Here is an 18,454-nt window from a genome sequence, read left to right as displayed (position 1 = left end):
CGGGCGGGGTGAGGTGTCCTTGGGCACACCGGGTGGGTCTCGCCGGAGGGAACAGGAGCGGGCGACGGGAATCGAACCCGCGTATCGAGCTTGGGAAGCTAGCGCTCTACCATTGAGCTACGCCCGCACGGTGCTTGAACCGCTCCATCACCTTACAACAGTTCTTCCGGCTTCCCGGGATCGGGCGTCACCGCCCCGGCCCTCGCCCGGTCGATCAGCTCCCGCCACTGATCGCCGAGGTGGCTCTCCGAGAGATTCACCTCCGTGTAGCCGATCGCGATCCGGTAGCTGAAGCGGTCCCGCTGCCGGCTACCTCCCCGCGGAGCGGCGGTCTCGGCGGAACTCCCGGCCTGGGTTCCGGCTTGGATTCCGGCCGGACTCCCGCCCGGAGATTCCGTCTGCTCGGCCTCCGCCAGCGGGAGCCAGCGCTGTTCGGCCTCCGTCCGGCTGACCTCGATGCTCCACGTCCGGGTGTGTCCGCCGAAGCCGCCCGACCGGGTGATCTCGATCCTCACGGCAGCACGCCGACCTGCGTCCAGGCCTCGGCGACCGCGCCGGCCTCAGGGCTGCCGGGCCCGAACCGCTTCTCCGCGGACTCCTGGGTGGCGCGCGCGAATGTGGGGAAGTCGCAGTCCGGGGGGATGCTGCCGCTGAGGACGGCGTCGTACCAGATGCGGCCCGCACTCTCCCAGGCCCGGCCGCCGATCGACGTGGCCGCGAGGTAGAAGGCGTGGTTGGGGATGCCGGAGTTGATGTGGACGCCGCCGTTGTCCGAGGTCGTCACGACGTAGTCGGCCATGGTGGCGGGCTGCGGGTCCCTGCCGAGGACGTCGTCGTCGTAGGCCGTGCCCGGAGCGGCCAGGGAACGCAGCGCCGTGCCCTCCACCGCCGCCGTGAAGATGCCCGCGCCCACGAGCCAGGACGCTGTGGCGGCGTCCTGGCCGAGTTCGCGCTGCTCCACGAGGACGCCGAAGACGTCCGACAGCGACTCGTTGAGGGCGCCCGACTGGCCCTGGTACTCGAGGTTGGTCGAGTACTGCGTGAAGCCGTGCGTGAGCTCGTGGCTGATCACGGTGAGGGAGGCCGTGAAGCGTCCGAAGACCTCTCCGTCGCCGTCGCCGAAGACCATGCGCTCGCCGTCCCAGAACGCGTTGTCGTAGTTGGCCCCGTAGTGCACCGTCGCCTCGAGGGGTCTGCCGGCGCCGTCCACCGACGACCTCCCGTACTCCTCGCTGAAGAGCCGGTAGGTGGCGCCGAGCCCGTCGTAGGCCTCGTCCGCGGCGGCATCGCCGGTGGGTGGCGCCCCCTCCCGGCGCACGAGGGTTCCGGGGAGCTCCTCGCGGCCGCCGGCGTCGGAGATCCGGCGGGCCAGCGTCCCCATGACGGCGGACCCCTGCCGCACCGGGGCCTGGAGCGCCTCCGCACGGTGCTGCAGTAAGGGCTCGATTTCCAGCAGTGCGTGGCGGGCCGCCTCGGACGCGACGGACAACCGCGCGTCCTGCAGGGCCGCGAGGCGGGTGAGCAGGTGGGGCGGGATGATGCTGCAGCGGATCGGCTGCATGGAGACCTCCTCGGATTGGTCCCACCGTAGACGGGCGGGCCGACATCCGGCCGGAATGGGCGCCGCGTAGGCTTGCCGCATGAGCGTGGAGCGGAACACCCGCAACCTGGAGCAGGGCATCAAGCGGGACTTCTCCGACACGATGAGCTACGGCTCGTACCTCGACCTGGACCGCCTGCTGGACGCCCAGCATCCGGTGAGCTCCCCGGAGCACCACGACGAGATGCTGTTCATCATCCAGCACCAGACCTCGGAGCTGTGGCTGAAGCTCGTGCTGCACGAGCTGCGCGCCGTCCGCCTCCACCTGCGCGCCGACGACCTGCGGGCGGCGATGAAGGGCATCGCCCGGATCAAGCACATCCAGCGCTCGCTGACGGAGCAGTGGTCCGTGCTGGCGACCCTCACCCCGTCCGAATACGCCGAGTTCCGTGGGGACCTCGGCTCCTCGAGCGGTTTCCAGTCCTACCAGTACAGGGCCGTGGAGTTCCTGCTCGGCAACAAGAACGCCGCGATGATCCCGGTGTTCGGCTCCGACCCGGCGGCCCAGGCCCTGCTGACCGAGCTCCTGGCGCAGAGCAGCGTGTACGACGAGTTCATCGCGCTGCTGGCGCGGCGGGGCTACGCGATCCCGGCGGACCTGCTCGGCCGCGACAAGAGCGTGGCCCACGAGTTCGCGCCCGCGCTCGTCGCCGTCTACAAGCAGGTGTACGAGGACGCCGCCGGGCACTGGGACATCTACGAGGCGTGCGAGGAGCTCGTGGACCTCGAGGACAACTTCCAGCTCTGGCGGTTCCGTCACCTCAAGACCGTCGCGCGGACCATCGGGTTCAAGACGGGCACGGGCGGCTCGTCCGGCGTCGGGTTCCTCCAGCGCGCGCTCGAGCTCACGTTCTTCCCCGAGCTGTTCGCCGTGCGCACCGAGATCGGGAACTGACCAGCTCGCCGGCGAGGGTGCCGACACGGGTGCTGACACGGGTGCTGACACGGGTGCTGACANAGCGCGCGCTCGAGCTCACGTTCTTCCCCGAGCTGTTCGCCGTGCGCACCGAGATCGGGAACTGACCAGCTCGCCGGCGAGGGTGCCGACACGGGTGCTGACACGGGTGCTGACACGGGTGCTGACACGGGTGCTGACGAGGACGCGGGCAGCGCGCTGCCGGGCTGGTAGCTTTGAACGGTGCTGATCTCAGACCGCGACATCCGGGCAGAACTCGACGCCGGGCGGATCGTCCTCGACCCGCATGATCCCGCGATGGTGCAGCCCTCGAGCGTCGACGTGCGTATCGACCGCTACTTCCGGTTGTTCGACAACCACAAGTACGCGCACATCGACCCCGCCGAGGACCAGCCGGAACTCACGCGGCTGGTGGAGGTGGCCCCCGACGAGCCGTTCATCCTGCACCCCGGCGAGTTCGTGCTGGGCTCCACCTACGAGACCGTCACGCTGCCGGACGACATCGCCGCGCGCCTCGAGGGAAAGTCCTCGCTGGGCCGTCTAGGGCTCCTCACGCACTCCACGGCCGGGTTCATCGACCCCGGGTTCTCGGGCCACGTGACCCTCGAGCTGTCCAACATGGCCACCCTGCCGATCAAGCTGTGGCCGGGCTCGAAGATCGGGCAGCTGTGCTTCTTCAAGCTCACCTCCCCGGCCGAGCACCCCTACGGCTCCGGCGAGTACGGCAACCGGTACCAGGGCCAGCGGGGCCCGACGGCGTCGCGCAGCCACCTGAACTTCCACCGCACCCGGATCTAGGGGATCAGGCCTCCGGCACGACGGCGCGCGTCACCCGCCCGGGAGGCCTGACCGGGAGCAGCACGAGGAGCCCGGCGAGCAGGACCACGAGGATGCCGATCACACCGTAGAGCTGCGAACCGAAGATCCCGATGCACAGCGCGAACAGGGTCGGGGCGAGGAAGCTCACCGCGCGGCCCGTCGTCGCGTACAGGCCGAACAGCTCGCCCTCGTCGCCCACCGGGGCGAGGCGCGCGAGGTAGGCGCGTGAGGACGCCTGGGCGGGGCCGACGAAGAGGGTCAGCAGCAGGCCGAAGACCCAGAACGTGGTGTCCGAGGTCCATTCCATGCCGAAGAAGGAATGCGTCTCGGTGCCCAGCAGGAGGATCGCCGTCCCGGCGACCAGGAGCCCGACGAGGGAGCCGATGATGACGCGCTTGGGTCCCACGCGGTCGTCGAGGAAGCCGCCCATGACGGCGCCCGCGGCGGCGATGACGTTGGCGGCGATGGCGAAGACGATCACCATGCTCGCGGAGAAGCCGAAGGCGCCCGCGGCGAGGATCCCGCCGAAGGTGAAGACGGCGGCGAGTCCGTCGCGGAAGATGGCACTGGCGAGCAGGAAGTAGATGGTGTGCGGGCTCTCCCGGTAGATGGTCCTCACACGGCGCACCAGCAGTCCGTAGGACGCGAGGAAGCCCAGCTGCGCGGCCCGGGCGCGGCGCGGGACCTCCGGCACCGTGAACATCACCGGGATCGCGAACGCCGCGAACCACAGCGCCGAGAAGACGGCGACCAGGCGGATGTTCAGACCGTTCTCGCTCGAGGCGCCGGGCCAGTCGACCACCGGCTGGATGAACACCACGAGGACCACCACCAGGGCCACGATCCCGCCCACGTAGCCCATGGCCCAGCCGAATCCGCTGACGCGCCCGATGGTGGACGGCGTGGAGATCTGGGTCAGCATCGCGTTGTAGTTGACCCCGGCGAACTCGAAGAAGATGTTCGCTGCGGCGATCAGTGCGACACCGAGGATCAGCATCTGAGGGCTCGGGAACACGAAGAAGCACAGCGCAGTGAGGACGGCGACCACGAGGCTGTTGACACCGAGCCAGAGCTTCCGCCGGCCGCCGCTGTCGGAGCGTTGCCCGGTGACGGGCGCGAGGAGCGCGATCAGCAGGCCGGCCACGGCGAGGCCCCAGCCGAGCACCTGCGAGGCCCGTTCCTCCCCGCCGAACGGCTCCGACGTGAGGTAGACCGTGAAGACGAACGTGGTCATGACGGCGTTGAACGCGGCCGAGCCCCAGTCCCAGGACGCCCAGGCGAGGACGGGCCTGCTGAAGATGCGGCCGGAACCCACGACCGGCAGGGGTGCAGGGGCCTCCGCGGGCGGAGGGACCTGCTGATGCGTACTCATAGGGCACATGCTAACGCCGCATGACGCGCGTCACGCCCGGCCGCTCCGGCCGCGTCGGGGCGGGCGCCGATCGCAATCGGTGAAAAGCGGAAGCCATTCCTTCGATAGACTGGTGGGAGCCCGACCGTCCCCCAGCGGAAGATCGAGACTCCCATGCTCACCGTGCTGATCGCGTTGTTCGCGCTGGCACTCGGAGCGCCCGTTCTCTTCGCCCGGTTCGGCAGATCCGCCTTCTTCGTCCTCGCCGCGGCGCCGGCGGCGGCCTTCGTATGGCTCCTCGTCGAGCTGCCCGGCGTCCTCGCGGCCGACCAGGCCGCTCCGACCGGTGCGCCCGGTGCCCCGCCCTCGCTCGTGATCCCCTGGATCCCCAGCCTGCAGCTCGAGCTCGCCTTCCGGCTCGACGCGCTGGCTGCGGTGCTGTGCCTCCTGATCCTCGGTGTCGGTGCCTTCGTGCTCTTCTACTGCGCGCGGTACTTCAAGAACGACGACCCCGACGTCGGCGCCTTCGGGGCGCAGCTCCTCGCCTTCGCGGCCGCGATGTTCGGCCTCGTGATCGCGGACGACCTGATCCTGATGTTCATCTTCTGGGAACTGACGACGATCCTCTCGTACCTGCTCATCGGCTACTCGCGGCACCGGCTGTCCGCCCGCCGGTCCGCCCTGCAGGCCCTCATCATCACGACCTTCGGTGGGCTCGCGATGCTCGTGGGACTGGTGCTGCTGGGGCAGGAGGCGGGGACCTACCGCATCTCGGCGATCCTTGCGGAGGCCGAGGGCCTCGTGGCGCGCGGGACGCTCGTGGACGTCGCGATCGCCCTGGTGCTCGTCGGAGCCGTCACGAAGTCGGCGCTGGTGCCGTTCCACTTCTGGCTGCCCGCGGCCATGGCGGCGCCGACCCCGGTCAGCGCGTACCTCCACGCAGCGGCGATGGTGAAGGCAGGCGTCTTCCTCGTGGCCCGGTTCGCCCCCGGCTTCAGCGAGACGGCGTTCTGGTACCCCCTGATCTTCGTGCTCGGCATGACGACGATGCTGCTCGGCGGGTGGCGGGCGCTGCGGCAGTTCGACCTCAAGCTCGTGCTCGCGTACGGGACGGTGAGCCAGCTCGGTTTCCTCATAATGGTGGTGGGGCTCGGCGGGCAGGACGGCGCGGTCGCCGGCCTGGGCCTGCTCCTCGCCCACGGTTTCTTCAAGGCGACGCTCTTCCTGGTGGTCGGCATCATCGACCACCAGTCCGGCACCCGCGACCTCCGCGTCCTGTCCGGCGTGGGAGCCACCGCGCCCGTGCTCTTCGCCGTCGCCCTCGTGGCCGCGGGCTCCATGGCCGGCGTCCCGCCGCTGCTCGGGTTCGTGGCCAAGGAATCCGTGTTCGAGGCGCTCGTGCACCGGGCGGAGGGCGGGATCGCCGGGACTCTTCTGCTCGGCGGCATGGTGCTCGGATCGATCCTCACCGTCGCCTACAGCGCCCGGTTCGTGTGGGGCGCCTTCGCGCTCAAGCACGGCCGGGCGCGGACCACCTTCAAGCGCGTCCGTGTCTCCTTCGTGCTGGCACCCGCCCTGCTCGCCGTCGCCTCGGTGGTGTTCGGCCTCTGGCCGGCACCGCTCGATCGCGTCGTCCAGCCGTACGCCACCCTCTTCGCGCCGGACGGCCCGGCCCCGCACCTGGCCCTCTGGCACGGCTTCGGGCTCCCGCTGCTGCTCTCGGGGCTCACGCTGGCGGCCGGCGCGGCGCTCTACCTCCTCCGCAGGCCCCTCGAGCGGTTCCAGGCGCGCCTGCCGTCGATGCGCGAGGCGGAAGTGGTCTACCGGTCGGTGATCGGTGTGCTCGACGACGTCGCGGTCTGGATCACGGGACGGACGCAGCGCGGATCCCTGGCCTTCTACCTCTTCGTCATCCTCACCACCGCCGTCGTCACGCCGCTGACCGCCCTCATCATCTTCGACGCCCCGCTGCCCACCGCCTTCCGGATCGCGCAGTCCCCGGCGCAGGTCGTGGTGGCGGCCGCCATCATCGTGGGGATCGTCGCGGCGCTGCGCTCGAACAAGCGCTTCATGGCGGTGCTCATGGTTGGGATCACCGGGTACGGCATGGCGGCGGTGTTCGCCCTGCACGGGGCACCCGACCTCGCGCTCACGCAGATGCTCGTCGAGACGATCGTGCTCGTGGCCTTCGTGCTCGCCCTGCGGTCGCTGCCCGCAAGGCTGTGGAACCGCGCCGAGAGCCGGCACCGCCTGCTGCGCGCAGGGCTGGGCATAGCGTTCGGCGGCATCATGGCCGTCATCGCCATGTCCGCGATGGCCTCCCGGAACGCCGCCCCGATCTCGCTCGCCTACCCGCAACTGGCCTACGAAGAGGGCGGCGGCGCGAACGCCGTCAATGTGCTGCTCGTCGACATCCGTGCGTGGGACACCTTCGGTGAGATCACCGTGCTGGTCCTCGCCGCGACCGGGGTCGCCAGCCTCATCTTCATCCGGGGCCGCAGCGACCACCGGCGCCGGGCCGACGGCGTCGAGGACGGGTCGGTGGACAGAGGACAGGAGCTCCTCGGCGCCCGCGGCCGATCGGGCGCCGCACTCGCGCTCGCGGCCCGCTTCGCGAATGTCCCGCGCGATCCCTGGCTCGTCGCCGGGCGGACCCTCGCCCCCGAGCGCCGGTCGATCGTCTTCGAGGTCGTCACGCGGCTGCTCTTCCACACCATCATCATGCTGTCCCTCTACCTGCTCGTCGCCGGGCACAACCTGCCCGGTGGCGGATTCGCCGGAGGGCTCACCGCCGGCATCGCCCTGGCCGTCCGCTACCTCGCGGGAGGCCGGTTCGAACTCGCCGAGGCGAGCCCCGTGAGCGCCGGCGCCCTGCTCGGCGCCGGGCTCGCGATCGTGTCCCTGACCGCTGCGGCGCCGCTCCTCGTCGGCGGTGCGATCCTCGAGAGCTACATCCTGGAATTCTGGCTGCCCGTGGTCGGGGACGTGAAGTTCGTGACGTCGACCGTCTTCGACATCGGCGTGTACATCATCGTCGTCGGGCTGGTCCTCGACGTCCTCCGGAGTCTCGGCTCCGAGATCGACGAGCGCAGCGAGGCGGACGATCCCGTCGAGGAGGACGCGGGGGCGGACGCCCTCGTCCCGCCCGCCACGGAGGGGATCCGGCCATGACCGTCGACACCACCCTGATCGTGCTGATGGCCGTCTTCTTCGCCGCCGGCATCTACCTCCTGCTCGAGCGCAGCCTCACCCGGGTGCTGCTCGGGCTGATCCTCCTCGGCAACGGCGCGAACATCCTCCTGCTCGCCATGAGCGGGGGAGGGGGCAAGTCCCCGCTCTACGTCTCCGGAACCCCCGCCGAGGACTACACCGACAGCCTGCCGCAGGCGCTGATCCTCACGGCGATCGTCATCACGTTCGCCGTCACGGCGTTCATGCTGGGCATCATCTACCGGTCCTGGGTGCTCGGTCGCCGGGACGAGGTCCAGGACGACCCCGAGGACCGCCGCGTCGCGGACCAGCCCAGCTACGACTACGAGGACGACGCCGACATCGCCGCCGACACCACCGAATTCTCCGACGACGGATCCACTCCCGGCCCGGCCGGGACGCCCGTGCCCAGCGGGACCCGCCCGGACGGGCCGGGGGATGCCCGATGATCGCCGCCGACCTCGCCCCGCTCGCCGTCGTCCTGCCGTTCCTCGGCGCCGCCGTGACGTTCCTGCTCATCCGCCACTCGCGGGCGCAGCGTGCCGTCAGCATCACGACGCTCAGCGTCACCCTGCTCATCGAGGTCGTCATGCTCCTCGCCGCGCCGTCCGCCGGGACGCACGCGGTACGGCTCGGCGGCTGGGAACCGCCGTTCGGGATCGTGCTCGTGGTGGACCAGTTCTCGGCCCTCATGCTCGTGGTCTCGTCCGCCGTGAGCCTCGCGGTGCTCATCTACGCCGCGGGCCAGGGCATGGCCGACGGCGACGAGGACGGCCCGGTGTCGATCTTCCACCCCACGTACCTGATCCTCGTGGCGGGCGTGTCCAACGCCTTCCTCACCGGCGACCTGTTCAACCTCTACGTAGGCTTCGAGATCCTCCTCACCGCCAGCTACGTGCTCATGACCCTGGGGGGCACGGCGCCGCGCATCCGCGCGGGCGTGACGTACGTCGTCGTGAGCGTGGTGTCCTCGATGCTGTTCCTCATCGCGATCGCCATGATCTACGGCGCCACCGGGACGGTCACCATGGCCGACCTCGCCGTGAAACTGGAGTCCGTGGACCCGGCGACGCAGATGGTGCTCCATCTCATGCTGCTCGTGGCCTTCGGCATCAAGGCCGCCGTCTTCCCGCTCTCCTTCTGGCTCCCGGACTCCTACCCCACGGCCCCGGCACCCGTCACCGCGGTGTTCGCCGGCCTGCTCACCAAGGTGGGCGTGTATGCGATGGTGCGGGTGGAGACGCTGCTGTTCCCCGGCGACCGCATCAACTCGCTCCTCATGGTGGTCGCGCTGCTGACGATGGTCGTGGGGATCCTCGGCGCCCTCGCCCAGTCCGACATCAAGCGGCTGCTGTCCTTCACCCTCGTCAGCCATATCGGGTACATGGTGTTCGGGCTGGCCATCTCCTCGCGGATCGGGCTCGGAGCTGCGGTCTACTACGTGGCGCACCACATCACCGTGCAGACGAGCCTGTTCCTCGTGACAGGGCTGATCGAGCGCCGGGGTGGCACGGCGAACGTGGACCGGCTGGGCGGCCTCGCGAAGCTGTCGCCGCTCCTCGGCCTCCTGTTCTTCCTGCCGGCCATGAACCTCGCGGGCATCCCGCCCTTTTCCGGGTTCCTCGGCAAGCTCGGGCTCATCCAGGCCGGCGTGGAGCTCGGGACGCCGCTCGCCTACGTGCTGGTGGCCGGAGGCGTGCTCACGAGCCTGCTCACGCTCCTGGTCATGGCACGCGTCTGGAACCGCGCGTTCTGGCGTAGCCCGGCCGACGCCGAGGACCCCGACCCCATCCTGCTCGCCAGCAAGGCGGACGGCTCCCGTGTGGGGACGTCGCGCCACGTGACCGGCGACGACACCGGGAAGTTCGCCGGCAAGGATCCCGTCACCCTGTTGCCCGGCACCATGACGGGCCCCACCATCGGCCTCGTGGCACTCGGCCTCGCCCTCACGGTCCTCGCCGGCCCGCTCTTCGCCCTCAGTGACGACGCGGCGCAGGAGATGCTCGACCGCACCCCCTACATCGAGGCCGTACTCGGGCCGGGAGCCGACGGATGACCCGCCGGCACATCCCCCTCATCACCGAGCTCCCGCTCGTCATCTGGCTCGTGCTCGTGTGGGGCGCCCTCTGGCAGGACTTCAGCCCGGGCACCCTTCTGTTCGGAGCCGTCATCGCCTACGTCGTCGTCAACTTCTTCTACCTGCCGCCCGTGGAGCTGACGGGCCGCTTCAACGTGCTCTGGCTGGTGCCGTTCATCGGACGGTTCCTCCTCCAGTTGGTGACCGCGAGCGTTGAGGTCTTCTGGCTCGCGGTGACCCGGGGGCCGAGGCTCCGGAACGCCGTCGTGGCCGTGGCCCTGCGCAGCCACTCCGACTTCCTCGTCACCGCCACCGGCCACGCCATCTCCCTCATCCCGGGATCACTGGTGCTCGAGGTGGACCGCTCCACCTCCACGCTGTACCTCCACTGCCTCAATGTGCGGAGCGCCGAAGACGCCGAGGCCATCCGCCGCAACGTCCGGGCCACGGAGGCCTGGCTCATCCGCGTCATGGGCAGCGCGCGGGACCTCGCGGCGCTCCGCGCCGAGGGGGCACGCCCATGACCGTCGTCACGTATGTCGTCGGAGGAATACTGACTGTGGCGGCTGCCCTGGCGCTGTACCGGGCGGTGCGCGGGCCATCGATCCTCGACCGCGTGCTGGCACTCGACGTCGTCCTGGCCATCATCGGGGCGGCGCTCGTGCTCAACATGGTGGTCAACCGGCACCTCGACAACCTGGTCCTCCTCGTGACGATCTCGCTCGTCGGTTTCATCGGTTCGGTCACAGTGGCCCGCTTCGTCACGGACAGGAAGTAGCGCCATGGTCAACGACGTCGTCGTCTCGGCGCTCCTGATCGGCGGGGCCCTCATGTCCCTCGCCGCGGGGATCGGCCTCGTCAGCTTCCCCGACCTGCTCTCCCGGATGCACGCCGCCACCAAGCCGCAGGTCCTCGGGCTCCTGCTGTTCCTGCTCGCGCTCGCCGTGGAGAACGAGAGCTGGATCCTGGTGCCCGTCCTCGTGCTGTGCTGGGTGTTCCAGCTGCTCACCAGTCCCGTCTCGGCGCACATGGTGGGCCGCGCGGGCTACCGCACGCGCCATGTGCGTCGCGACCTGCTCACCCTCGACGAGCTCGACGACGTCGTCGCCCGGGCTGTGGAGTCCCGGCCGCCGCATCCCGACCGGACCGGCGGCACGGGCCGGGAGGGCGACAGCCGGAGAGGATGACGAGGGACCTGGGCTCCTACGGCCTCGGCAACCTGGACCGGTGCCGTCGCCGGCCGGTCAAGCCGCCACCCCGGGAGCGCCGTAGCCCCGGTGCCTCCCGGGGTCCGACGGTAGGGTGGCAGGTCGAGGCACGGTACTGGAGTGGGGTTCGGCAATGCAGCTGCTGCAGCGTAGCGCGGTGGTCATCGAGGACGACGCCGACATCCGCCGACTGCTCGTGATCGTGCTGTCGGGGCGGAACTTCACGGTGCACGAGGCCGGCACGGGCGCCGGGGGACAGCGTCTCGTCGAGACGGCCCGCCCGCAGCTCATCACGCTGGATCTCAACCTGCCGGACATGGACGGCCTGGACCTGTGCCCGCGGCTCCGGGCACGCTCGGACGCGCACATCCTCACCATCTCCGCGCGGCCTCCCCAGCTCACGGAGGAGCAGTGCCTCGCCGCCGGCGCGGACCACTTCATGGCCAAGCCCTTCAGCCCGCGCGCCCTGCGCGCCTACCTCGACGGCGTCCTGCCCCTTCAGGGCGCCGCGTAGCAGGTAGGCCTCGATGATCAAGCCCTAGGCGAAGAGCGCCACCGCCATGACCAGCGGCAGCGAGACCACGGAGGCGATCGAGGTGACCATCGTCAGCGTCTTGAACGTCCCCTGGGTGGACAGTCCGAGCAGCGACTTGAACATCCAGAAGAAGTTGCTGTTGACCTGGAGCGCGAACATGGCGCCCGAGGCGATGGCGAGGCCGATGACGATCGGCGGGACATCGATCGACCCGACCACCGGACCGATGATCCCGGCGGCCGTGATGGCCGCCACCGACACCGACCCGATGGCCAGGTGCAGTACCGCGGCGATGACCCAGGCGAGCAGGATGCTGAGGATGACCGGCGCGTTCGCGTCGGCCGTGAAGAGGTCGGCCAGGATCGTGTCGAGGCCGGTCTCCCCGATGACGGCGCCGAGGGAACCGCCGATGCCGGTGATGAGCAGGATCTCGCCGGTGGTATGGAATCCCTCGCTCATGGCCGTGTCCGTGCCCTTCGAGCCCAGCGTGCGCCGGCACAGTACATAGGCACCGAGCAGGCCGACGAAGAGCGCGAGATTGGCGTCCCCGAGGAACGCGATGAAGTCGTTGGAGAATCCGAACAGGTCCGCGAAGGCGCCGAAGGCGATCATGACCAGCGGCACGAGGATGGGCAGCAGGCACACGAGCAACGGAGGGGTGGACCTGTCCGCCTCGACCAGCTCGGTGGTCTCCAGTTCGACCATCGCCTCATCGACCTCTTCATCCTTCGCCGCCTTCCAGTAGCGGCCGCGCAGGAGGATTCGGAAGATCAGCGTCGTCAGGATGGCGGTCAGCGGCCCGAGCACCAGACCATAGATCAGCCAGACGCCCAGGGGGATGTCCAGGAGACCCGCGATGGACACCGCTGCCAGTCCCGGGATCACGAAGACGTAGCCGGCGAAGATCCCGGTTCCGAGCGCACCGGCCATGTGCGGCAGACCCGTGCGGCCGATGAAGGGCCCGCTCGAGCGTGCCACGGGAGAGGCGAGCACTACCTGCACGTCGACGTAGATCGAGGGGAAGATCGTGGACATGGCGGCCGTCAGCGCGTACGGGAGCCGTCGTGCACCGACGCCGTTCACGAGTTTGGTCACCATCTTCTGGAAGGCGCCGATCGCATGGAGCATCGCTCCGATGAGCACCCCGAACCCGATGAGCAGGCCCACCTCGCCCATGATCTCGCCGAACCCGGTGGCGATCGCCGTGATGGTCGCCGTGAAGCCCACGCCGGTCGCGAGACCGAGGTAGAGCGAGCCGATCATCAACGAGATCACCGGGTCCACCTTGAGCCTGATGATGAGCAGGATGATGACGACGATGGCTATCACCGTGTGCAGCACGACCATGACCTGCTCCTGCCCGTCCGGGCAATGGCGGGACTGTCCGGCACCATCACCTCGTCGACTCCCACTGCGGCAGCGCTCGTGGGCGACCATCCGGCCGCCGACGACGGGCGCGGCAGCGGAAGCCGTGCGAACGCTGCAGGTCCCCGCGAAGGTGCCCGCCGGTCTCCACGAGAACTCGCTGAGACACCTTCCGTCCGGGTCGACTCGATCCGTGTGGGCCCAGCTAATACCGGCGGTCCGGCAGTGTCAAGGCGCCGGCAGGGGCCATCCCGTGACCGGACCTGCAGGCTCGTTCCGACACCCAGGGCAGGGCGCGGAAGACGCGGACGGCACGACATCGTCGATGCGGACAGCAGGGGGAGCCGCGGCGTCGGATCAGTGGATGAGGCGACGCCAGCCGGCCGGCACGCGCCCCGCCGGGCCGGGTACGGGCTGGTCCTCCGGGCGGCTGGTGGGCTCCGCCAGGTCGGGTCCGTCGACGAACTGCTGCGTGCCGTAGTCCCAGAACCAGTCCTCACCCGGCTCGAAGGACATGGCCACCGGATGCCCTGCCGCCGCGGCGTGCGCGGAGGCATGCCGGGCCGGTGAACTGTCGCAGCACCCCACCTGGCCGCACGCGGCGCAGCGGCGCAGGTGCACCCACCAGCCGCCCGAATCGTCGCAGTCCCTGCAGCCGGTGCCGGAGGGCGGAATGCTGGTGTCGATGGCTTCGGTCATGGTCGTCCTTCCTGGGGGGAGAATTCCGGCGCCGCCCGGAACGCGGTCATGGCGTCCGCGGGAGAGGCTGAACCTGCCACGAACCCGTCGGGCCGCACGAGGTACAGCAGGCCGGGCCGGAGCGGCGTCGAGCCGGTCGTCGCGAAGGTGTGGAGGGGGAGTCCGAGCTCACCGGCCACGAGCGCGGCCTCCCGCGCGGTACCGGCATCCGCGGCGTACAGGTGCAGTTGCGGAACGGCCGCCCGGAGTACCTCGAAGTTGTCGCCGGTCCACGGCAGGCGGCGTCCGACGACGGCGTCCCGGCGTCGCCCATCGCCCGCGCCGTCCATCCGGTAGTGGATGCGGAGCTGGCCGAGGTACCCCGCCAGGCGGCGGCCGACCGGCAGGCGCGGCAGCACGGCCATGGCGACGGGCAGCACCACCCGCGGCACGTAACGGCGGATCAGGATCGCCGCCCTGGAGCCGGACGTGAGCCCTCGGAACACCGTGTCCGTGGTCTTCAGGAGGCGCACGGCCACGGGCCGTCGCTCGGCTTCGTAGCGATCGAGGAGCGACTCGGGGGCGCGCCCGGCGAGGACGTCGTCGAGCTTGAATGCGAGGTTGTGGGCGTCCTGGAGGCCGGTGTTCATGCCCTGCGCACCGACCGGCGAATGGACATGGGCGGCGTCTCCGGCGAGGAACACGGAACCCGTGCGGAAGTGCGCGGCGATGCGGTGGTGCACGCGGTAGGTGGAGAACCAGCGGTAGTCCTCGTACGTGACGCCGAAGACCTCGGCCAGGCGCCGACGTGCGGCGTCCTCGGTGATCGCGGGGGTCTCGTCGCCCGCCACGCCGATCAGGCGCTGCCCGTTCCGGCCGTCCTCGGCGGGACGCATGGGGAACGCGAGCAGGAACTCCGTGGCGCCCTGGCGGATGTTGACGGACGCGGGCGTGAGTCCGCTGACACCCACCGCGTCCACGAGGTAGAAGCTCTGCCGGCTCGTGGTCCCCTCGAAGGCCGTCCCGCTCAAGGTGCGGACGGTGGAGGAGGCACCGTCGCAACCGACCGCGAAGCGTGCGCTGAGCGTCGTCCGCCCGTCCGGGCCGCCGACGACGGCGAGGACGCCGTCGTCCGTCCGGGTGAGCGCGCTCAGCCGGTGCCGCCATCGGACGGACCCTCGCAGTACCTGCAGGTGGTCGCCCAGGATCCGCTCGTTGGCGCTCTGCTCCAGCATGTAGATGCCAGGGTAGGGGGTGAGCCCCCGCCCGAGCCCCGACAGCGGGATGGGCGTGAAGGCGCGGCGCCCGTACCCCTGGCGGACGGATTCGGCGTGCACGGCCTCGGCCAGCACGCGGTCGACGACGCCGAGCTGGTCGTAGATCTCCATGGACCGCGAGTGCACGCCGAGCGCCCGGGACTCCACCGTCGGTCCGTCCTTGGCGTCGATCAGGACGACGCGCCGCTCCAGCTTCACCAGCCAGTTCGCCAGCATCAGGCCCGTGGGGCCCGCTCCCACGACGAGGACCTCGACGTCCTCCGGTGCCGCGCTCTCGTCCGTCATGCCGCCTCCCGGGTCCGTTCAGCGTTCGAGGATGGTGCAGACGCAGGCCCGGTTGCCCTCGGGGTCCGCCAGCACCGTGAAGGAGGGTGCGGCGTCGTCGTCGACCACGGTGCCGCCGGCCGCGACGGCCGCGGCGATACGCGCCTCCGCCGCATCGTGGGGCACCCATACATCGAGGTGGAAGCGCTGTCGCGGCGTCTCGTGCGCGTAGGTGTGCTGGAACCACAGCAGCGGCACGCGGCCGGTCGGGTCGACGACGTCGTCCCCGTCGACAGCACCGGCGTCGCCGGTCAGCAGGGCCGCCCAGAAGGGGCCGATGCCGGCCGCGTCGGCGGTGTCGAGAGCGAGTTCGACGACGGTGGGCGCATCGGGATCGGCGCTGATGCCCCGCTCCGCGGCGGCTCCGCTGATGCGGCGGGCCAGCTCGACGTCGCGCCGCGTGACGCCGGACGCGTCGTGGCTCAGGAGCTTCACGTCGACGTGCGGGTAGGTGAGCGTCACGTCGGGGTGGTGGCCCGCCTCCTCCGCGAGCTCGCCGATGGCGGTCACGAGCGCGAGTCCCGTGGCGAAGTCACCGGTCCGGAACCGGGCGTGCAGTGCCTGCGTCAGTTTCCGCCAGTCGTCGAGCCCGGCGTCGAGGATGTCCTGGGTGCTGAGGATCGTCATGCGGCAAGTATGGCGCGGACGCAGGGGCTGGAGAAGGGCCTTCGGTGGCCGTCGCGCCGACGCGGATCGGAGTCGACGCCCTCGCCGGCGTCCTCAGCGAGACCCGCTGATTCCTCCCCGGGCCCCCGCCTTCCCGGCCGCACAGCGTCCGACAGCGCGGGGGTAGGTGTCCATGGGGATGCCCGAGGAGTGGACACGGCGCGGGAGGGGCATCAGTGGCCGGCGCCGAGCTTACCGCCGAGGCGTTCGCGCATCAGCGTGGAGGCCTCGTTCAGGCCCACGATGCTCACCTCGGTGCCGTGGGTCCGGTACTTCTCCTGGATGGAATCGAGGGTCGCGATGGTCGAGGCGTCCCACAGGTGGGATCGCTGCAGGTCGATGGTGACGCGGTGAGGATCCGTGGCGTACTCGAACTGGGTGTAGAGGTCGTTCGAGGACGCGAAGAAGAGTTCGCCGTTCACGGTGTAGGTGGCGTGGCGGTCGCCGTCCACGGTGTCCTCCGTGCGCTCGACGGTGACGAAGTGCGCGACCCGCCGGGCGAAGGCCACCATCGCCACCAGCACGCCGACGCCGACGCCGATCGCCAGGTTGTGCGTCCAGACGGTCACGATCACGGTGGCGAGCATGACGGTGGTCTCGCTCCTGGGCATCCGCTTCAGGGTCGAGGGGCGGATGCTGTGCCAGTCGAAGGTCGCGATGGACACGAAGATCATCACGGCGACGAGGGCCGCCATCGGGATGAGGGCGACGATGTCGCCGAGGGCGACGACGAGGACGAGCAGGAGGACCCCGGCGAGGAAGGTGGAGATGCGGGTCCGGGCGCCGGAGGCCTTGACGTTGATCATGGTCTGGCCGATCATCGCGCAGCCGCCCATGCCGCCGAAGAAGCCGGTGATGATGTTCGCCGCACCCTGGCCCCAGGACTCGCGGGTCTTGTTCGAGCGGGTGTCGGTGATGTCGTCGACGAGCTTCGCCGTCATCAGGGACTCGAGGAGTCCGACGGCGGCCAGTGCCAGCGCGAACGGAGCGATGATCTGGAAGGTCTCGAGGTTCAGCGGCACGTTCGGGAAGAACAGGGACGGCAGGCTCTCGGGCAGGTCGCCCTTGTCGCCGACGGTCGGTACCAGCACGTCGGCGAGGACCGCGAACACGGTGAGGACGACGATCGCGACGAGCGGCGCGGGAACCACCGTCGTCAGACGCGGGAAGCCGAAGACGATGAGCAGCCCGACGGCGACCATCGGGTACACCAGCCACGGGACGCCCAACAGTTCGGGCACCTGGGACAGGAAGATCAGGATGGCCAGGGCGTTGACGAAGCCCACCATGACCGAGCGGGGGATGAACCTCATCAGCCGTGCGACGCCGGTCACGCCGAGGATCACCTGGAAGATCCCGCCGAGGATGACGGCGGCGATGAAGTAGTCCACGCCATGGCTCGCCACCAGCGGCGCGATGACCAGGGCAACGGCTCCGGTCGCGGCGGAGATCATCGCCGGGCGGCCGCCGAGGAACGCGATGGACACGGCCATGGTGAAGGAGGCGAACAGGCCCAGGCGCGGGTCGACGCCGGCGATGATCGAGAACGCGATCGCCTCCGGGATCAGGGCGAGGGCGACGACGAGCCCCGCGAGGACCTCCGTCTTCAGCAGGCGCGGATTCCGCAGGGTCCGGGTGACGGACTGGCGTTCGACGGGCGTGAGTTCGTGTGTCGCGGTAGGCGCGGCTGCTGACATGGAGGGGTCCTTCGTGCGTCACGGGTGCAGGGACAGGCGCGGGCGGGAAGAGGCCACCGCTGGACGTGGGCAACCGGCCCTGCGTCGTCGTGCAGGAACCGGTGGTCATCCACAGTACGATGACCACTCTACCCTGACGTTACGGTTGAGTTGTGGGCGGACAGGATCAGGGAGAGGTGGAGCAGCGATGAGCGACGCGCAAGTGGAGGTGCAGGGGCGGCCGGCGTCCGTGGCTTCCGGCCCGGCCACCGGGAGCGCGGTGGAGGGCGCCCGCACCCGGACGATGCATATCGGTGAACTCGCCGAACGCACGGGTCTCTCACTACGGACGATCCGGCACTACGACGACGTCGGCATCCTGCCTGCGACGGCCCGCACCGACGGCGGCTTCCGCGTCTACACCGAGAACGACCTCGAGCGGCTGATGGTCATCCGCCGGATGAAGCCCCTGGGCTTCACGCTGGAGGAGATGAAGGACCTTCTCGTGATCCTGGATGCCCTGCACGAGGTGGACGATGAGGAGTCGGTCCGGGACCTGCGATCACGCCTGGCAGTGTTCCGGGGCAGCGCGGAGGAGCGCCGGGCGAAGATGGTCGAGACACTCGCCCGGGCCGACGAGTTCATCGAGGTGCTGGGCAGGTACCAGGCGCCCGCCCTCGAAGAGGACCGCCCGGGCTTGCCGGGACGAAGGCGTCGAGGCGCGTGATTTGACTCACGCCCGCCCACCGTTC

Annotated in this window: 18 protein-coding genes and 1 tRNA gene; 10 read left to right on the top strand and 9 right to left on the bottom strand. The window is 70.1% G+C overall.

The features are described from left to right. Positions 1-56 precede the first annotated feature (56 nt). The 3 genes from AC4D2C_RS10650 to AC4D2C_RS10640 form a co-directional block, all read right to left on the bottom strand. Positions 57-127 (bottom strand) — tRNA-Gly (locus AC4D2C_RS10650). 25 nt (positions 128-152) lie between these two features. Beyond that, a complete protein-coding gene (locus tag AC4D2C_RS10645) occupies positions 153-515 on the bottom strand; it encodes a protealysin inhibitor emfourin (protein WP_490914695.1) in 363 nt (120 codons plus the stop codon). After that, positions 512-1,561 carry a M4 family metallopeptidase gene (locus AC4D2C_RS10640; RefSeq protein WP_490914693.1) on the bottom strand — a complete coding sequence of 350 codons (1,050 nt, stop codon included), beginning with the start codon at positions 1,559-1,561 and terminating at the stop codon, positions 512-514. Before AC4D2C_RS10640 ends, AC4D2C_RS10645 begins: the two co-directional genes overlap by 4 nt. A 79-nt stretch (positions 1,562-1,640) precedes the next feature. Between AC4D2C_RS10640 and AC4D2C_RS10635 the strand changes: the two genes are divergently transcribed. Together AC4D2C_RS10635 and dcd are read left to right on the top strand one after the other, a co-directional pair. After that, complete coding sequence (locus AC4D2C_RS10635; protein ID WP_490914691.1) at positions 1,641-2,495, top strand: tryptophan 2,3-dioxygenase; 855 nt, start codon at positions 1,641-1,643, stop codon at positions 2,493-2,495. A 243-nt stretch (positions 2,496-2,738) separates the two neighbouring features. Further along, on the top strand, positions 2,739-3,314 hold the full coding sequence (dcd, locus tag AC4D2C_RS10630; RefSeq protein WP_104051780.1) for a dCTP deaminase: 576 nt from the start codon (positions 2,739-2,741) through the stop codon (positions 3,312-3,314). 4 nt (positions 3,315-3,318) lie between these two features. Here the strand turns inward: dcd and AC4D2C_RS10625 are convergent, their stop codons facing one another. Then, the gene (locus AC4D2C_RS10625; RefSeq protein WP_490914689.1) at positions 3,319-4,716 is read right to left on the bottom strand and encodes an MFS transporter; all 1,398 of its coding nucleotides are present in this window, start codon (positions 4,714-4,716) and stop codon (positions 3,319-3,321) included. A 144-nt stretch (positions 4,717-4,860) separates the two neighbouring features. Here AC4D2C_RS10625 and AC4D2C_RS10620 point away from each other — a divergent pair, with 144 nt between their 5' ends. The 7 genes from AC4D2C_RS10620 to AC4D2C_RS10590 all read left to right on the top strand — a co-directional run bounded on the left by AC4D2C_RS10620 (position 4,861) and on the right by AC4D2C_RS10590 (position 11,695). Further along, entirely contained in the window at positions 4,861-7,857 is a 2,997-nt protein-coding gene (locus AC4D2C_RS10620; RefSeq protein WP_490914687.1) for a Na+/H+ antiporter subunit A, read from the top strand. Continuing rightward, positions 7,854-8,345, top strand: coding sequence for a Na(+)/H(+) antiporter subunit C (locus tag AC4D2C_RS10615; RefSeq protein ID WP_490914685.1), 492 nt, complete (start codon positions 7,854-7,856; stop codon positions 8,343-8,345). Before AC4D2C_RS10620 ends, AC4D2C_RS10615 begins: the two co-directional genes overlap by 4 nt. Then, the gene (locus tag AC4D2C_RS10610) at positions 8,342-9,952 is read left to right on the top strand and encodes a Na+/H+ antiporter subunit D (RefSeq protein ID WP_490914684.1); all 1,611 of its coding nucleotides are present in this window, start codon (positions 8,342-8,344) and stop codon (positions 9,950-9,952) included. The genes AC4D2C_RS10615 and AC4D2C_RS10610 overlap by 4 nt, the downstream gene beginning before the upstream one ends. Further along, positions 9,949-10,497 (top strand): Na+/H+ antiporter subunit E, encoded by a 549-nt coding sequence (locus AC4D2C_RS10605; RefSeq protein WP_490906606.1) that lies wholly within the window; start codon positions 9,949-9,951, stop codon positions 10,495-10,497. The genes AC4D2C_RS10610 and AC4D2C_RS10605 overlap by 4 nt, the downstream gene beginning before the upstream one ends. Then, a complete protein-coding gene (locus AC4D2C_RS10600; RefSeq protein WP_490914682.1) occupies positions 10,494-10,751 on the top strand; it encodes an MrpF/PhaF family protein in 258 nt (85 codons plus the stop codon). The genes AC4D2C_RS10605 and AC4D2C_RS10600 overlap by 4 nt, the downstream gene beginning before the upstream one ends. A 4-nt stretch (positions 10,752-10,755) precedes the next feature. After that, a complete protein-coding gene (gene mnhG / locus AC4D2C_RS10595) occupies positions 10,756-11,160 on the top strand; it encodes a monovalent cation/H(+) antiporter subunit G (protein WP_490914679.1) in 405 nt (134 codons plus the stop codon). 154 nt (positions 11,161-11,314) lie between these two features. Further along, a complete protein-coding gene (locus AC4D2C_RS10590) occupies positions 11,315-11,695 on the top strand; it encodes a response regulator transcription factor (RefSeq protein WP_490914678.1) in 381 nt (126 codons plus the stop codon). A 24-nt stretch (positions 11,696-11,719) separates the two neighbouring features. On the opposite strand, the gene AC4D2C_RS10585 is transcribed toward AC4D2C_RS10590, so the two are convergent. The 5 genes from AC4D2C_RS10585 to AC4D2C_RS10565 all read right to left on the bottom strand — a co-directional run bounded on the left by AC4D2C_RS10585 (position 11,720) and on the right by AC4D2C_RS10565 (position 17,723). Next, the gene (locus tag AC4D2C_RS10585) at positions 11,720-13,063 is read right to left on the bottom strand and encodes a GntP family permease (protein WP_490914677.1); all 1,344 of its coding nucleotides are present in this window, start codon (positions 13,061-13,063) and stop codon (positions 11,720-11,722) included. A 375-nt stretch (positions 13,064-13,438) separates the two neighbouring features. Further along, positions 13,439-13,780 carry a UBP-type zinc finger domain-containing protein gene (locus AC4D2C_RS10580; protein ID WP_490914675.1) on the bottom strand — a complete coding sequence of 114 codons (342 nt, stop codon included), beginning with the start codon at positions 13,778-13,780 and terminating at the stop codon, positions 13,439-13,441. Next, entirely contained in the window at positions 13,777-15,321 is a 1,545-nt protein-coding gene (locus AC4D2C_RS10575) for an FAD-dependent monooxygenase (protein WP_490914674.1), read from the bottom strand. Before AC4D2C_RS10575 ends, AC4D2C_RS10580 begins: the two co-directional genes overlap by 4 nt. An 18-nt stretch (positions 15,322-15,339) precedes the next feature. Then, entirely contained in the window at positions 15,340-15,987 is a 648-nt protein-coding gene (locus AC4D2C_RS10570; protein WP_490906617.1) for a 4a-hydroxytetrahydrobiopterin dehydratase, read from the bottom strand. 212 nt (positions 15,988-16,199) lie between these two features. After that, positions 16,200-17,723 (bottom strand): SulP family inorganic anion transporter, encoded by a 1,524-nt coding sequence (locus AC4D2C_RS10565; protein WP_490914673.1) that lies wholly within the window; start codon positions 17,721-17,723, stop codon positions 16,200-16,202. Positions 17,724-17,910: 187 nt separating this feature from the next. Here AC4D2C_RS10565 and AC4D2C_RS10560 point away from each other — a divergent pair, with 187 nt between their 5' ends. Further along, complete coding sequence (locus tag AC4D2C_RS10560; protein WP_490914672.1) at positions 17,911-18,429, top strand: MerR family transcriptional regulator; 519 nt, start codon at positions 17,911-17,913, stop codon at positions 18,427-18,429. Positions 18,430-18,454: the final 25 nt, after the last annotated feature.

Source organism: Arthrobacter sp. TJ-240 (assembly GCF_058269195.1).
Note: the sequence above shows the minus strand (reverse complement) of the source record. Positions and strands in the feature narration are given on the sequence as shown.

What these genes read in the sequence shown, in the direction of transcription:
- AC4D2C_RS10585 (WP_490914677.1), bottom strand. Translation starts at nt 13,063, where the DNA reads ATGGTCGTGCTGCACACGGTGATAGCCATCGTCGTCATCATCCTGCTC.
- AC4D2C_RS10640 (WP_490914693.1), bottom strand. Translation starts at nt 1,561, where the DNA reads ATGCAGCCGATCCGCTGCAGCATCATCCCGCCCCACCTGCTCACCCGC.
- AC4D2C_RS10565 (WP_490914673.1), bottom strand. Translation starts at nt 17,723, where the DNA reads ATGTCAGCAGCCGCGCCTACCGCGACACACGAACTCACGCCCGTCGAA.
- AC4D2C_RS10635 (WP_490914691.1), top strand. Translation starts at nt 1,641, where the DNA reads ATGAGCGTGGAGCGGAACACCCGCAACCTGGAGCAGGGCATCAAGCGG.
- AC4D2C_RS10600 (WP_490914682.1), top strand. Translation starts at nt 10,494, where the DNA reads ATGACCGTCGTCACGTATGTCGTCGGAGGAATACTGACTGTGGCGGCT.
- AC4D2C_RS10570 (WP_490906617.1), bottom strand. Translation starts at nt 15,987, where the DNA reads ATGACGATCCTCAGCACCCAGGACATCCTCGACGCCGGGCTCGACGAC.
- AC4D2C_RS10560 (WP_490914672.1), top strand. Translation starts at nt 17,911, where the DNA reads ATGAGCGACGCGCAAGTGGAGGTGCAGGGGCGGCCGGCGTCCGTGGCT.
- AC4D2C_RS10605 (WP_490906606.1), top strand. Translation starts at nt 9,949, where the DNA reads ATGACCCGCCGGCACATCCCCCTCATCACCGAGCTCCCGCTCGTCATC.
- AC4D2C_RS10620 (WP_490914687.1), top strand. Translation starts at nt 4,861, where the DNA reads ATGCTCACCGTGCTGATCGCGTTGTTCGCGCTGGCACTCGGAGCGCCC.
- AC4D2C_RS10575 (WP_490914674.1), bottom strand. Translation starts at nt 15,321, where the DNA reads ATGACGGACGAGAGCGCGGCACCGGAGGACGTCGAGGTCCTCGTCGTG.
- AC4D2C_RS10590 (WP_490914678.1), top strand. Translation starts at nt 11,315, where the DNA reads ATGCAGCTGCTGCAGCGTAGCGCGGTGGTCATCGAGGACGACGCCGAC.
- AC4D2C_RS10625 (WP_490914689.1), bottom strand. Translation starts at nt 4,716, where the DNA reads ATGTGCCCTATGAGTACGCATCAGCAGGTCCCTCCGCCCGCGGAGGCC.
- AC4D2C_RS10610 (WP_490914684.1), top strand. Translation starts at nt 8,342, where the DNA reads ATGATCGCCGCCGACCTCGCCCCGCTCGCCGTCGTCCTGCCGTTCCTC.
- AC4D2C_RS10615 (WP_490914685.1), top strand. Translation starts at nt 7,854, where the DNA reads ATGACCGTCGACACCACCCTGATCGTGCTGATGGCCGTCTTCTTCGCC.
- mnhG (WP_490914679.1), top strand. Translation starts at nt 10,756, where the DNA reads ATGGTCAACGACGTCGTCGTCTCGGCGCTCCTGATCGGCGGGGCCCTC.
- AC4D2C_RS10580 (WP_490914675.1), bottom strand. Translation starts at nt 13,780, where the DNA reads ATGACCGAAGCCATCGACACCAGCATTCCGCCCTCCGGCACCGGCTGC.